The sequence below is a fragment of the Leifsonia psychrotolerans genome (genome assembly GCF_013410665.1).
Taxonomy (GTDB): Bacteria; Actinomycetota; Actinomycetes; order Actinomycetales; family Microbacteriaceae; genus Cryobacterium; species Cryobacterium psychrotolerans_A.
The window spans coordinates 313,011-326,375 of record NZ_JACCFM010000001.1; the positions used below are offsets into that span (position 1 = coordinate 313,011).

Annotated in this window: 12 protein-coding genes and 1 pseudogene; 3 read left to right on the plus strand and 10 right to left on the minus strand. The window is 63.5% G+C overall.

Annotation, left to right across the window (positions count from 1 at the left end):
• Nucleotides 1–165: 165 nt before the first annotated feature.
• Nucleotides 166–402: a helix-turn-helix transcriptional regulator gene (locus HNR05_RS01455; protein WP_179577401.1), complete on the plus strand. Its 237-nt coding sequence runs from the start codon at nt 166–168 to the stop codon at nt 400–402.
• A 32-nt stretch (nt 403–434) separates the two neighbouring features.
• Nucleotides 435–1,622 carry a tyrosine-type recombinase/integrase gene (locus HNR05_RS01460; RefSeq protein WP_179577402.1) on the plus strand — a complete coding sequence of 396 codons (1,188 nt, stop codon included), beginning with the start codon at nt 435–437 and terminating at the stop codon, nt 1,620–1,622.
• 364 nt (nt 1,623–1,986) lie between these two features.
• On the opposite strand, the gene HNR05_RS01465 is transcribed toward HNR05_RS01460, so the two are convergent.
• From HNR05_RS01465 to HNR05_RS01480, 4 genes are all read right to left on the minus strand, one after another.
• A complete protein-coding gene (locus HNR05_RS01465; RefSeq protein ID WP_179577403.1) occupies nt 1,987–3,114 on the minus strand; it encodes a hypothetical protein in 1,128 nt (375 codons plus the stop codon).
• Nucleotides 3,115–3,794: 680 nt separating this feature from the next.
• Nucleotides 3,795–4,727 carry a hypothetical protein gene (locus HNR05_RS01470; RefSeq protein ID WP_179577404.1) on the minus strand — a complete coding sequence of 311 codons (933 nt, stop codon included), beginning with the start codon at nt 4,725–4,727 and terminating at the stop codon, nt 3,795–3,797.
• Between the two features lie 189 nt (nt 4,728–4,916).
• A complete protein-coding gene (locus HNR05_RS01475) occupies nt 4,917–5,549 on the minus strand; it encodes a hypothetical protein (RefSeq protein WP_179577405.1) in 633 nt (210 codons plus the stop codon).
• A gap of 182 nt (nt 5,550–5,731) precedes the next feature.
• The gene (locus HNR05_RS01480; RefSeq protein ID WP_179577406.1) at nt 5,732–6,313 is read right to left on the minus strand and encodes a hypothetical protein; all 582 of its coding nucleotides are present in this window, start codon (nt 6,311–6,313) and stop codon (nt 5,732–5,734) included.
• A gap of 540 nt (nt 6,314–6,853) precedes the next feature.
• Here HNR05_RS01480 and HNR05_RS01485 point away from each other — a divergent pair.
• Nucleotides 6,854–7,345, plus strand: a complete 492-nt coding sequence (locus tag HNR05_RS01485) for a DUF1643 domain-containing protein (RefSeq protein ID WP_179577407.1) — start codon at nt 6,854–6,856, stop codon at nt 7,343–7,345.
• Nucleotides 7,346–7,382: 37 nt separating this feature from the next.
• Here HNR05_RS01485 and HNR05_RS01490 read toward each other — a convergent pair whose 3' ends face one another.
• The 6 genes and pseudogenes from HNR05_RS01490 to HNR05_RS01515 form a co-directional block, all read right to left on the minus strand.
• Nucleotides 7,383–7,943, minus strand: a complete 561-nt coding sequence (locus tag HNR05_RS01490) for a hypothetical protein (RefSeq protein ID WP_218868781.1) — start codon at nt 7,941–7,943, stop codon at nt 7,383–7,385.
• A gap of 8 nt (nt 7,944–7,951) precedes the next feature.
• A complete protein-coding gene (locus tag HNR05_RS01495) occupies nt 7,952–8,410 on the minus strand; it encodes a single-stranded DNA-binding protein (RefSeq protein WP_179577408.1) in 459 nt (152 codons plus the stop codon).
• A 126-nt stretch (nt 8,411–8,536) separates the two neighbouring features.
• Nucleotides 8,537–10,338, minus strand: a pseudogene (locus HNR05_RS01500) (type IV secretory system conjugative DNA transfer family protein).
• A gap of 29 nt (nt 10,339–10,367) precedes the next feature.
• Nucleotides 10,368–11,363, minus strand: coding sequence for a DNA-processing protein DprA (gene dprA, locus HNR05_RS01505; protein WP_179577409.1), 996 nt, complete (start codon nt 11,361–11,363; stop codon nt 10,368–10,370).
• Between the two features lie 51 nt (nt 11,364–11,414).
• Nucleotides 11,415–12,899 carry an ATP-binding protein gene (locus tag HNR05_RS01510; RefSeq protein ID WP_179577410.1) on the minus strand — a complete coding sequence of 495 codons (1,485 nt, stop codon included), beginning with the start codon at nt 12,897–12,899 and terminating at the stop codon, nt 11,415–11,417.
• Nucleotides 12,896–13,336 carry a hypothetical protein gene (locus tag HNR05_RS01515; RefSeq protein ID WP_179577411.1) on the minus strand — a complete coding sequence of 147 codons (441 nt, stop codon included), beginning with the start codon at nt 13,334–13,336 and terminating at the stop codon, nt 12,896–12,898. The genes HNR05_RS01510 and HNR05_RS01515 overlap by 4 nt, the downstream gene beginning before the upstream one ends.
• Between the last annotated feature and the right edge of the window lie 29 nt (nt 13,337–13,365).

Sequence of the window (13,365 nt, forward strand, 5' to 3'; positions counted from 1 at the left end):
ACTCAAGGGTTTCCGGGACTTTTAAGGTTAAGAAATTGAACCACTCACCGAAAACTCACCGTTTTCATCTCTCCGGCACCGCCTTTTTGGGAATGCTCTCCGACACGGCGCTGATAGTGCCTGTCGCTTGCGATCGCCCAGGCAGGGCAGACGCACCTTCTCGGTATGAACGAACACGAGATTCTGCGGAATACGTCTTCGGCCGCCCCCAACGATGCGTGGGGGCTGGAGCCGCTCTGGGACGTGCACGAGCTGGCCGACTACCTCGGCGTGCCGGTGTCGACGGTCTACGACTGGCGTACCCGTGGCAAGGGCCCGACCGCGTACCGTTTCGGCAAACACTTGAAGTTCGCCGTCTCAGACGTGCGGGCCTGGGTGGCCGAGCAACGGGAGCGGGCATGACTGCTCGCGTCACCCGAACGGCGGTGGTTTGAATGTCGCGTCCCCGACTGAGCATCGGCACCTTCGGCGACCTCACCACCAGGGCCACACCGTCCGGCCGGTTCGAGGCCCGCGCCCTGTACCGCGACTGGGATGGCCGTGCGCGCCAAGTCTCGGCAAACGGTGACACGGCCAAGGCCGCAGAACGCGCGCTGAAAGAGAAGCTGGCGGGGCGGAATCTGTTCCAGCCTGCGTCCAGCCACCTGACACCTGACAGCCCGTTCCCTGACCTTGTCGCGTACTGGCTGCAAGACATTGATCTAGAGAATCGGATCTCCAAGACAACGCGTATTCTGTACGAACGCAATATGCGTACCCTCGTGCTGCCGGTGTTTGCTTCGCTGACTCTTCGCGAGATCGGGGTGGCCCGCTGCGACCAGTTCATCAAGATGCTCGCCCAGCAGTCGTATAACCGGGCCAAGCAGGCCCGCGTCGTTTTGCGCCTCGCTCTCGAGCTTGCGGTGCGCCATGAAGTGCTGCCGCGGAACCCGATGGATCACGTCTCGCGGCTCCACCGCGAAGCACGCATGCCTGACGCGCTGACCACGCGGGAAGTGAACGCAATCCGCGCCGTGATTGCGCACTGGGAGTCTGGCGTCGATCATGTCTCCGGGCCGAAACCCGACGGGCAACTTGGCGCGATCGTGGAAATCATGCTCGGCACTTCGGCGCGGATCGGTGAGGCTCTGGCGATCCGTCGTTGCGACGTCGATGTCACCGGGAGCACACCGACCATTCGAATCGCCGGAACGATCATCAGCCGCAACGGTGAGGCGACGTTCCGACAGGACCACCCCAAGACGGCAAAGTCGAGGCGCATCGTCGCTTTGCCGTCTTTCACCGCCGAGGCAGTGCGGCGGCGGCTGGCCGTGACGCGTGATCATGATCCGGACGCGTTGCTGTTCCAATCACGCGAGGGGACGCCGCTCAGTACTACGAATGTGCGGCGTCAGATGCGGCAGGTGCTCGAACGCGGCGGCATCGCCGGCATCACGCCACACATGTTCCGCCGCACGGTGGCGACCGCCATCAACGACAACGCGAGTGTCGAACTCGCCGCCGAATTGCTCGGGCACACCGACACGAAGATCACCATTCAGCATTACATCCAGCGCCGCGAGCTGGTGAACCCCGCGACAGCGGAGCTTCTCGATCGGGCGTTTGCGCGAGATGAGGAATAGGCAGGCGCGGCGGCAATCGAGTCCCATACTTCGGCGATGTGCCGAAGCCTGACCGCTAGCAGGTCGAGGAATTCTGTTGAATCGCCCGCCGTGGTGGGTGGGTCGCGCTGCCGGTTACGTGCGGATTCAATCAGGACGACCTGGAAGAGTAAATGGTGGCCCAAATTATGGTGCCATGCCGCGGCATTCTCAGCTTTCTGATGTTGAAACTCGATCGGCTGTACGTACCGACCTCGCGCATAGGACGCCCCGACTTCAGGCCGAATCTTGGGCTGGTCAAACGGGGATCACAGCCGTTCTACGGAGCTACAACCTTCAACCCACGGGCGAGTGTCCGCATTACGACCGCCTTACGAGCACATACTCAGACAATAGGGGAGGGCTGAACGCCGGCCTCTGCTGCCCACTTTTCGGCTGCGCGGGAGTACGAAACAAGATCACCTCGGGAGGTCGACTGGAGAACGTCCCAAAATTTCTCCATCACGGTCTCGTCGTTCATGCGATCCAGCCAGGCGTCGAATGCCCGCCGCGACTCAGCTCCGAAAAGATCAATCATCATCTCCAGCACGGTGCCGCGGAGTTGTTCGCCGCCAATGCGGTTCTGCATACGCTTGGCCGCAGACGTCACACCCGCTGCCCGCCATGCAGCGTCGATGCTGCCGTACGCAACGCTGATGTCAAGCGCTGGCGGTATGGGCGGAAGATCGGTCGTGCCGGCGATGAGAATGGGTAGAGCTTGCCGCCGCACCCAGTCGGCAATTTCCCCTGCCTCTCGCATGAGTGTCTGCCACTCTCCAGTGTGCGGGCGCTGCACTGCTACCTCGGGCCATACCGAAAACGTCTCACGCTGACCAATGGGTACGGCCGCCAGCACGTCGCCCACCTCGGCGACATCACGTTCACCCACAGGCCTGCTCGTAATATTCGCGTCGAAATCGAACCGCGCGACTCGAGTGAAAGCAACAGTTGGCTCTCGATGCTTCGCGAAGTTCGTATGCTCAGCGAGCAGACAGAGCGGGTGATGGTGAGGGTTCTGGCGCTGGAACGGCTGCAGGCGCAGAACGCGCTCGTAGAGGTCAGCACCGGGCTCAAATAAACCTGTCGAAAGGCGGTGTTTACTCTTCGCCCATTTCTGAAACTTATCGATTTCGTCGAACGCAGGAATCTCGATTGCTCGTGACTCATCGGGGGTGAGCGGGCGGTTGAGTCGATGCAGCACTTCGGCGAACAGCGCGTGCTCGACGGAGTTGCGCGCCTGATTCAGGGCATCGGCGAAAAGGCGAGCGGCGGCTTGAGGCAGCGGACGGATGCCCTCAAGAACCAACTGTTCCTCAGTTTCGGTGAAGCGCCGAGCGAGCTGTACCGGGCTGTTGCGCTGGTAGCGCTCCAAAGTCGCGGACAGACTGTTGATTATGCCGTCGATGTGGGCGGTGGTGAAGAATGCGTGATTCTGGTGTTCGGGAAGCCACGAGCCGTCTGCTGGCGTCGCCACGTTCAGGCCACCCGGCGCACGGTCAGAAGCTGACGTGTCATAACGGTCGAACTCTCCATGGACTCATACTGGTGCAGAATCGGGTGCGATGTGCACCGCGCCCACTGCGGGATCTGCTACGGCACATACTTCCCATAGCAGGCAGGTACGGTTTACGCATGAAAAGCAGTCCCCATCGATCCGAGCGATCAAACTACGCGGATCGACGATCCCACGTAATGTGTGTATTTCTGGGCCGACGACGGTTCCGCAAAGCAAGAGTGGGCTCTGCCGGAGGCTGACCTCGAAGCCGTGCGTGACGAATGGCCACGTTTAGCGCAGCAGGTCTACCGGTAGCGCTAGATGACGAAACGGGCACCTGCGAATTGTCTCCTACGGAAGCGGATCCTCCATCGAGTGTCCGCCCACGCTGTCATCAAGCCTTGCGGTGAGTATGCCTGGGCGAACGACCGCGGTGCGGCTGCGGCCTCAGCCCAGCGAGGCTAACGTCCTGTTGTCCCCGAGGCAAATCCTCGAGAGCTCCAGTTCGTCGACGCGAGCATGATTCGAAGATCTCGCCCGAAAGCCGCTCAGCGACGAGACGAAAGCGTCGGACCTGATGGCCGCGGCAACCTCGGACTGACAAGAGCACTTCGGCTGGCGCGACGCTCGCATAGCTTTGAGACCGAACCGAGTTCGCGTCAGGGACGCACTGCAAAGCTCTCCCCATTGGTACCCAACGGGAACGACGGCGCGACTTGTCTCCGCCCATATTCGCGATGGCCCACCGCGTGACCGGGCTGTTCACGATCCACCGCGGTAGCCCCGATCCGGCGCTGGTGGACTTTGCGCTGATACTCGTTGGTATCGGTGCCGGTGTGGCCTCCCGCAGCGACAGCGAGTGCGGTCGCAACCTCGAGGATCTGCAGCATCACTGTGATCGCTACCTCTTTGCGGTTCATCAATGGTGCTTCGTCGAATGTGCCTACGATGTTGGGTAGGAACCATCCTCGGCCGTGCGTGGCACCCGACCCCAATGCCCAATCCCAGGAGCCCACCTGCAGGTACCGCCGGTAGGCATCGGTCAAGTTGACGTTCACGTTCTCGGTGACGCCATCGAGACTCAAGTTGACCGTGAACTCGGGTCGTCGCTGACTCGCTAGCAGCTCGATGCCGTTGCTCGTGAAGTTCTCGTGCATAATCGTGATCTTCTCGCGCGCGTCCCGCGCATCTTCCTCACCGTGCGTGCCGAAGGCCTCCGCAGTGCGGAGGCCATCTTCGACCGACTCAATCTGATACGCCGCCATCCGTAGGAGCGTCTGTGCCGGCGGGACATTCGGATCGTGGATATGACAGAACCGCATGATTGACTCGCCTGCGGATCGCACGAGAACCATCGCGCTCACCACTGAGCTGCCGCCACACTCAAAAAGGGTGATGATCCCGTTAACGAGATCAGCAACAGCGCGGATCGAGCGCTCCATGTCGATCTTGCTCTGCATAACGACAGCGCCCAGGAACTCAGCGTGCTGCTGAACAGCGACGAACTCACGAAGGACCGTGCGCGGCGCCCCTTCGACGCCATCGCCTGCGACCGCGAGCAACTCCGTTAACAGATGTACGGTGTCGTTCATTGTCGAACGCAGGAGTCGGGCGCACCACTCAGGTGATCCGACCTCGAGAGGCCCGTTGGGAACTGAGTTGCTCACATCGCCACCTCGACCGGCATGGGTGTCCGGAGTAGTCGCTCACGCTGGCTTCGCTCACGTCCGCGGCGTTCGTCCGCGGACAGGTATGCCAGATTTTCGGGGGCGCAAATCTCCCTAGTCGCGCTCGATGTCATTCTTCCCTACCTCGCGAACTGGCGTGCTTAAACCTGCCACCGCCTCCTCATTCATCGTTGCGCGGTAAGCTCGGGGCCAGACATCGGCGTGCATCTCGGTCAGTTCGACCAACCAGAAGCACGCCGTTATCTTGTCTTCATCGGCTCCGAACGACGGTACAGATGACCATCTGAAGCTGCTTTCGTCCGACGTCGCGCGAAACGGCTGCGTGAACCCAGATGCAACGGGATGGGTGAACTCAGACAACTGCTCGTATACGTCCTTGAATCCGGGCGCACGTTTTGCCGCGTTTGCGACGAGACGCCCGATTGCGAATCGTTCGTCTTGCGCGGCCAAGGCTGAAAGGCGCCCGATGTCTCCGGGATGATCCAGCACCCAAACCAGCGCAGCAGCGTTCTCCGCATAGCAGCGGATCAAAGGAAACGTCGCATATGGATTGTTTGCCTCGAGGGCATGCAGCGCGCCGTCGTGGAACCCCTGAGCTCTCGTGACGAGCGCGAGGAGTCCCATGCCGACGATCCCGAGATCGCGCTGCACGACAACCGCAATGGACCGGCTGAACTTAGCGAACTCCGTGCGGGCGATCCGGATCGCCGACTCGAGATCTGCCATGCCCCGCGTCTCGGGCGTTCCCGTCTCGGGCGTCCGGTCATCGCTCGCCGCATGATTCACCATCTGATGATGACATGGTAGGTGCCCGGATAGGGATCCGTCAGAGGGCGGCGTGTCGCCCTATGACAACAACGCCATCGGAGTCAACATTCGACCCGGATCACCTGTCCGCGCCGGATGCTTCAGCGTCTTGGGGAAAGGTTCGCTCGGACGTGCGCGATCGCCTCGGCTGAAAGCGGATCCCAGGAGAGATTTACAATATGGTCTGGGAAACCCTTTCGGAGCAAAACTCGGACCGCCCGCCCATTGTCGTTATAGCCAAGCTCGCGTGATAAACCCTTGACCGTTCCACCATCGCCAACAGTCTGAAAATTGATTGCCAGAAGATCGAGGTCGACGGGTGGTGGCTTCCTGTCACAGATTGCCGCTCGGTTCCAGATCCCATGCAGTTTGAGGAGTCGCACCGCCTCGTCTTCCAGCGCAACGGCCTCGGACGCAGTCTCGCATGCGGCCCACCGAATCTCGACATTCGTCCAGGCGATTGCGTCGCGTGCCCAAGCTGAAGCTCGGGTAATCTGTCCAAAACGGACAGCCTCAAGATGATCCTCGATGAATGCAACGTCGGAGAGTGCTCGGTCGAGTGCGGCTTCTCCGAAACCGCTGACCGCGCCTCTGCCACGCCTGTACATGGAGAGTCGGCCCCAAATGCCCTTACCCTTACGCTCGCCTGCCATGCCGATGTAAACGACAGTGCCATCTGGCACGCGCATCTGATAAACCCCGGGCGACCGCGGCGCCACCGGTGCGGCATCCGCAAAGGGTGTCCATCAGGACCAAAGCGCAAGCTGGTCGACTGCCTCGTACGCAGCGTCCCTGGAATCGTTCATCTGAACATCATTGCCTAGATGGGTGGGTCCCAATGGTCGTAGGCGATGAGGGATCCTTGCGCGGGCAGCACGGGTGAATCGCCCTCCGTAGGATTCCGACCACTGATACCGGGGCTGCAGTCCGCCTGCCGAATGACTTTAACTCCGGAGTTCGATACCCCACGGCCAGTGCCTCCACTCTCATGCGGCGACTCACGCCGCTACCCGCAGAATCGAGCACCTCCATACACTCGATCGGTGACCGGGACCGCGGGCGACGTCGTCCAGGCGGCGATACCTTTGGCGAGTCAGCTGGGGACGATACCCAAGGTGGGGCCGTCAGGCATCGCCGCAGTCGCACTGGGTCCCGAGCGACATCGGCTCCGTGCCTGGCCCGATGTCGCCACTAGTCACTAGGATCTGGCTGAAGGAGGCCCGATGCCTGAGTTTGTTTCCGCCACCGCAGACATTCGTGACCAGTACCGTTACACGTTGACCCGCGTATGGGAACCGGCGCTGCCGATGATCACGTTCGTGCTGCTCAACCCGAGCACAGCCGACGCGGTTCAATTAGACCCGACACTGCGGCGGTGCATCGGTTTCGCAAAGCGTGAGGGGTGCGGCGGCATGGTGATCCTCAACTTGTACGCATTCCGCACCAAGGACCCGAAAGTGATGATGGTCGCGACTGATCCGGTGGGACCGGAAAATGATCGCGTGCTCGCCGACGTCACCGGCACCGTGATCGCGGGGTGGGGCACAAACGCCGACCCGGCTCGCGTGGCCAGGGCGCTTACGCTTCTGCCGAGACTTCACGCGCTGGGCGTCACAAAGGATGGGCACCCTAGGCACCCGCTCTACGTGCCTGCCGATGCCCCGCTGATCGAGTGGAGGCCGCAGCCGCGTCAAGGAGATGTCTCACCTTTGTGACAGAGCCGCGTGATCCGACGCTGACGAAGGCTGCCTCTCACGGAGACTGCGCATAGAAGCCTGCCTCGGCTTCGCTCCGACTCGTGATGTCCGCGACGACGAACTGGACGAAGTCCTCGTCGCGATCAACGATCGGGACCTCTTCGGAGGCATCAACCGGCTCCTCACCGGGCCAAGTTGTCTGCCGGGTCGGGCGGTCGCGCTCAACGCGCGTGCCCGACGTTGCGACCCAGTCGTGGAGGCGCTGGCGAGCGTCGGCGAAGTCGCGGTGCCACCCGAGCGGGGCGGAGCCGTGCTGGTCCGGATCGTAGGCGCAGACCCAGTGCAGGTGGAGCGCGGAAAGCTCCCAGACGAGCTCCGAATGCCGGTGCCACAGTGGCGGAACGATCGACGCCGGGAGCCCGTATGTCTTCCGCAGCCAGTTCACCCAGCGGTTGAGCTCGACCCATTCGATTTCGGATTCGTCAGCCGTGAGCAAGTTCCAGTTGACCGGGTGCGGCGGCTCAGCGGTGAGTGGCCCGTCGAGCGGGTCGATTGCATCATCGCCGATAGGGTCGCGACTTTCGTCGAGTGGCCAGTCGTCGGGAAGCGTGGTCATCGTTCAATTCACAATCCGAGTGAGTCGGCGACGAGGTGAGTCGACGGCGCTCCGATTGTGGCGTCCTGCTGTGCGAGCGCGACCTCGTGGTCGGCCGCCGCGCTTGAGCGGCACGGACGATTGACCTCATAGTTCGTTCGAGCGAGGTCATGGCCGATCTTCTTCGCGACGAACTCCTCGCGCTCAACCACCTCGCCGCCGTGTTCCACCTCGAACGTGTGCACGTAGCCTTCGGCGACGAAGCTGTCGCCCTTCGCGAACCTCGTGAGTGTGCGGTCTGCGGTGGCGCGGTAGGTGACCAAGTCGTGGAAGCTGGGCTCCAGTTCGGTGAAGCTTCCGCTGTCTTCGTGGCGGAAGTGTGGCTGGCCGACGCGTGCGTAGAAGCGTGTCTCGCCACTTTCGGTGACCGACTGTTGCGGTTCCGAGGCGATGAAGCCGGAGAGCGACTGCTGGGTGTGAAGTGCCATTGGACTCAACCTCCTTGACGGGCAGACCATTGAGGTCTGCATCTATTCGTAGGTGCGCCGTGCAGCCCATCGTGAAGCTGGCTACCGCGGCATCCGATCGACGATCAGGTCAGCGAAGGCTCGGCATCACTCGGTGTCGTCTTGCGGATGCCCGGGGGAGTGCTCCTGAGCCGGCGCACGCAGCAGTGCCTCAAGTTCCGCACGGTTCGCTATGAGCTCTTTGGCGTCGGCGCGGACGGTCCACATGCGCAGGCGTGCGACGACGGGTGGGGCCGCGCGGAGCATGATGAGGCCGGTGCCGAATGGGAGGGTGCGGATCGCGTCGGGCGGCATGATCGCGATACGGCGGATCGAGCGTTGCGATGAACGGGAGCCGCGATCACCGATCGTTGTCGAGTCGGTGGTTTCATCGCGCTCGCCGATGAGCGTCGAGAGGTCCTGCAGGTCGCGCGAGTTGGATGCGCCGCCGAGAACGATCTTGACGATCGATGCGTCCCAGATGGCGCCAGCTGCATTGTCGCTCCATTTAGTGCGCGCCTGCGCGAGCGACTGCAGCACCGGCATCGTCGTGATACCCGTGCCGCCGCCCTCCGCCATGAGCGTTGGCAGCGACCGAGGTTACCGATCTCGTCCAGCGCGAGGAGGAGCGGCGGGTCAAGGCGTGCGCCGGCGCTTCTCGCGGCCATACGGCGGGCGGTCTCGACCAGATCCTCGACGAAAGCCGAGACGAGCGCGGCAGAATTGTTCGCTCCGGCCCCGGTGGCCAGGAGGTACAAGGTGCCGTGGCTATGCAGGAATTCTTCGGGGTCGAACCCTTCGCCGTCGCCGGGGGAGACGGCATCCATCACCCGGGGATCCGCCAATGCGCTCAACGCGAGTGACACACCCTGCCAGATCGAGTCGCGTGTGCGGGGGTCGGCCTCGAGCATGGCTTGCAACGAGTCGGCCCAGCCGGATGCCGCCGCCGGCGTGCTCAGCAGGATGGCGACTGCGTCATGAGCTGCAGTCGGGTCGAGCGTCCAGCGAAAAAGTTCAATGGGCGGGCAGCGACCGAGAGCTGCCGCGTGCAGCAGCGCCTGGAGCGCGGTGCGGGTCTTTGCTTCCCAGAACCCGCCTCCGTCGACGCCGCCTGCCGCTAGCCCGGTACCTGCGGCGAGCCCCGCGGCGCGGATCATCGCGGTGAGTGGGTCTTCGCAGCCGCGGATTGGCGACCAGCGGAGGCCGACGGGAATGCCAGCGGCCAGTTGCTGCGGGTCGAACACCGCCACAGGCCCCAGTCGTTGCCGTGCGCGCAGCGTGGTGGTGAGGTTGTCCGGGCGGGTCGATGTGGTGATCACCGGGCCAGGGGCGTCGAGGATGGCGTTGATCACGATGTGTGCGCCCTTGCCCGAGCGCGGCGGGCCGATGACGAGTATCGAATCCTCGACACTCGCCCAGACAGCGGTACCGCGGGAGTGACCGATCCGGTAGCCGATGTCGCCGGGGCTCGCATGCGTGAGTGACGGGCGCAGATGCGTTGCTCGCTTCATCAGCGCCTTGTGGGAGGCAGCTCGAGTCACATCCGTGCGTGTTGCGATGCCGGGGATGCGCAGAGGGTCGGGCTTGGCGCCACGACCCGAGTCACGCAGCATCCGCCAGACAAGGATCGCCGCAGCTGAGACCCCTCCGACCAAAACGCCTGCCGTCAGCCAATATGCCAACGGGTTCAAGCCCGGTGCCTGCAGCGCCAATGAGGGGTTGCCGGGGTTTGCAAGCACCGATATTCCGGATGCCGCCCCACCGACCGGTTGCGCGATGCCCGTCGCCCACGCAGCAACCGCCCCGGCAACGCGCAGTACGAGGGCGAGCATCGCTGCACCGAGGAGGACCCCGATACCGAGGTTGGTGAGCTCATCGCCGAGCGGACCCTGAGGCTGTGAGGTGTTCATCGCAATCGGCGCCGTGATTTAACGCGTGCTCACAGCACCAGGCCGCTTCCGGCCTGACCGAATCGCCCGGGTGGCGAATACGTGAACGTGCGATCGCCGGAGAAGCCTGCTGTCGAATCCAGCAGATCTGTCACATCCTGCGCATCCGTGACGAGGCTCGCGATACCTTCCCGAATCAAACGATGGCATCCCGCGCTCGCAGCGCTCGTCACTGGCCCCGGCACCGCGCCGACTGGTCTGCCGAGGGCGTGTGCGTGGCCGGCGACGTTCAGCGACCCCGAGCGGTGCCCCGCCTCGACGACGACCGTCGCGCCCGAGAGCGCCGCGAGAAGTCGATTGCGTTGCAGAAAGCGCCATCTGGTCGGGGCTGAACCGGGTGGCAACTCGGTGATGAGCAGGCCGCCGCTCTGCTCGATGCGTTCGAAGAGCTGCTCGTGACCGGTTGGATAGAGCCGGTCGAGGCCACCCGCGAGCACGGCAACCGTCGCGCCGGAGCGGGTCGCCGCGGCCGCACGGTGGGCGGATCCGTCGATGCCGTACGCGCCCCCGGAGAGGATCACGCGGCCTTGAGCCGCGAGTGCTGAGGTGAGTTCTGTTGCAACAAACTCGCCATATGCGGTCGTGGCGCGAGCACCGACGACGGTGAGTCGTCCGGGGAGCGGAGCTGAGAGCAGACCAGCGTCGCCCTTCAGCCAGAGCGCAATTGGCGCGCTGGCGCCCAGTTGTTGAAGTTCGCCCGGCCAGTCGATGTCGTCGGGCGTCAGAAACCGGAGGCCGTGGGCGTGCATACTCGCCCGGATTCGGTCGATCTGACCCGGGTCTATGCGAGGGGCGAGGCGTCGTCGCCATAGCTCTCCCTCCGCGGGGTCAATCCCGTTCGGTAGCCGATCGCCCGACGTGATGAGCTGCAGAGTCTGTTCGGCGTCGAGCTTGGTGAGCAGCTTGCCGGTGATGACGTCGCTCGGCTCCGACACCGCCGAAAGCGTCATCCGCGCTTCTCGTTCTTCATCCACATTCCGCGCCATGGCAGTTCCTCCTTGATCTGGATGAAAGGTGCGCGCTGGCGAACACGCCGGCTAGATGCCAGCCGTCATCCGAGCCGTCGTGTCGAATACCGTGAGCTCGTCGGGATGCAGCTGGTGCTGCACGACGAAACTCCGATCCTTCACACGCCACAGCCCCTGACCAATGCCCAGCGCAGGAAGCAACTTCTGCTCGGTTCCGCTGAGCCCGAGCGCGGTTGCCGTGGACCCGAGCTGGTCAGATTCTTGGCGGTAAACGATGCGCGTTTCCGCGTTCGCGAGCAGCGACGAGGCGAGCGCGCGCATTGCGGAACCAGAGTCGCCGACATTGTCGAGGTCGCTGAGTTTGTGGAAGATGAGCATGTTCGCGATGCCGAAGTGTCGGGCCAGGCGCCACTGGGCGTCCATGCGGCGCAGTAGCGCCGGATAGGCCATGAGGCGCCAGGCCTCGTCGTAGATCACCCAGCGTTGGCCGCCGGCTGGGTCGGCAAGGGCGGCCTCCATCCAGGCCGAGGAGCACGTCATCAGCACGGAGATGAGCGTTGAATTCTCAGCCACCCGTGACAGGTCGAGGGAGATCATAGGAAGTGTGGGGTCGAAGCGGACGGTGGATGGCCCATCGAAGAGCCCCGCAAGGTCGCCGGCGACGAGCCGTCGCAGCGCATGACCGACGAGGCGGCCGTCTTCTGCGAGTCGGCCCTCATCATCTGTCGGGTTCGGGGCGAGGATGCGATCGACCACCATCGGCAAGATCGGTACCTCTGCGTTTCGAACAGCATCAGCCAGCGCCAGGTCGATCGCGGTGTGCTCGAGCGGGCTGAGCGGCCGATCAAGCACCGTCTCAGCGAGCGCACCAATCAACTCACGACGACGTGCGGCAAGTTGCGCCGACCATTCGGCGTCTGAGACGGATGCCGCCCGGTACCCCTCGTCCAGCGGGTTCAGTCGGTTGCGCAGGCCGTGGCCGAGGATGATCGCCTTGCCACCGACGGCTTCGGCAACCGCGGTGTGCTCGCCTTTCGGGTCGCCGGGCACGTAGACGCGGCGGCCGAAGGGGAGCGAGCGTGTGTAGAGGGACTTCGCCAACGAGGATTTGCCCGACCCGACGATGCCGGCGAGCACGATGTTGGGCGCGGTGATCATCCCCTGTTGGTAGAGAACCCACGGGTCGTAGACGAAGGCACCACCCGAGTAGAGGTCTTGCCCGACGAAGACGCCGGCGGTGCCAAGCCCCGCCTCGGCGAGAAATGGGTAGTGCCCGGAGAGAGTCGCCGACGTGTCTTGGTGTTTGGGCAGTCGCAGCCGCCCCGGCATCCGCAATTGCGCTGGGCCTGCGTCACCGGAAGCGGGAAGGTAGGCCGCGGAGTGGGCTTCGGATCGTTCTGTTTGCCATTGGTCGCGCGCCTCGAGCTGGTGGGCCCTTCGCGCGTCGGCCTCAATTTGCGCGGCCGAGTGCTTACGTGCGCGCCGGTCGCGCGGGAGTTCGCCGCGCGGTTCGATGAGGGAAGCCGTGTGTAACCGCTCGTCTGAGGCACTCACAGTGAGACCATGTGCCCTGCGCTGGGTGTTGACCGGTTGCGTGCGGCGGCCCAGGTGCCAGTATCCGCGTGGCGAGCTCGAGCGGGATGTATGGCTTGCGTGCCTACTTCGGAGGCGAACGCTGTGTCGTCAGAGGGCGAGTACCGGCGGAGCAGCGAAACATACCCAAAGGACGAGCTGTACGTGAGCGCGTAGGGGGAGCCGCCGACCTCGACAGTACGGTCGGTGATCGCCGCGGGAATTCGGTCATACACGTACCCATTCGTGAGTGCCGCGTCCGTGGTTTCGTCGCCGAAATCCCATTGCTGCAGGTGTTCGATGGCGGATGCCGGCCCACTGTCGGAGATCAGGTCGAGCATCTCGTTGGCTTCCTCGCCTCGCAAGAACACGACGCTGATCCACCGGGATGCTGGTGCGTTTGCGTGGTCGTCAAACATGTCGACTCCAATCAGTGTGTTATGCAAGA

Bases quoted from the DNA above. Each gene is read 5' to 3' on its own strand.
- HNR05_RS01470 (WP_179577404.1), bottom strand. From the start codon at position 4,727: ATGAACGACACCGTACATCTGTTAACGGAGTTGCTCGCGGTCGCAGGC.
- HNR05_RS01485 (WP_179577407.1), top strand. From the start codon at position 6,854: ATGCCTGAGTTTGTTTCCGCCACCGCAGACATTCGTGACCAGTACCGT.
- HNR05_RS01455 (WP_179577401.1), top strand. From the start codon at position 166: ATGAACGAACACGAGATTCTGCGGAATACGTCTTCGGCCGCCCCCAAC.
- dprA (WP_179577409.1), bottom strand. From the start codon at position 11,363: ATGGCGCGGAATGTGGATGAAGAACGAGAAGCGCGGATGACGCTTTCG.
- HNR05_RS01475 (WP_179577405.1), bottom strand. From the start codon at position 5,549: ATGGCAGATCTCGAGTCGGCGATCCGGATCGCCCGCACGGAGTTCGCT.
- HNR05_RS01495 (WP_179577408.1), bottom strand. From the start codon at position 8,410: ATGGCACTTCACACCCAGCAGTCGCTCTCCGGCTTCATCGCCTCGGAA.
- HNR05_RS01515 (WP_179577411.1), bottom strand. From the start codon at position 13,336: ATGTTTGACGACCACGCAAACGCACCAGCATCCCGGTGGATCAGCGTC.
- HNR05_RS01460 (WP_179577402.1), top strand. From the start codon at position 435: ATGTCGCGTCCCCGACTGAGCATCGGCACCTTCGGCGACCTCACCACC.
- HNR05_RS01490 (WP_218868781.1), bottom strand. From the start codon at position 7,943: ATGACCACGCTTCCCGACGACTGGCCACTCGACGAAAGTCGCGACCCT.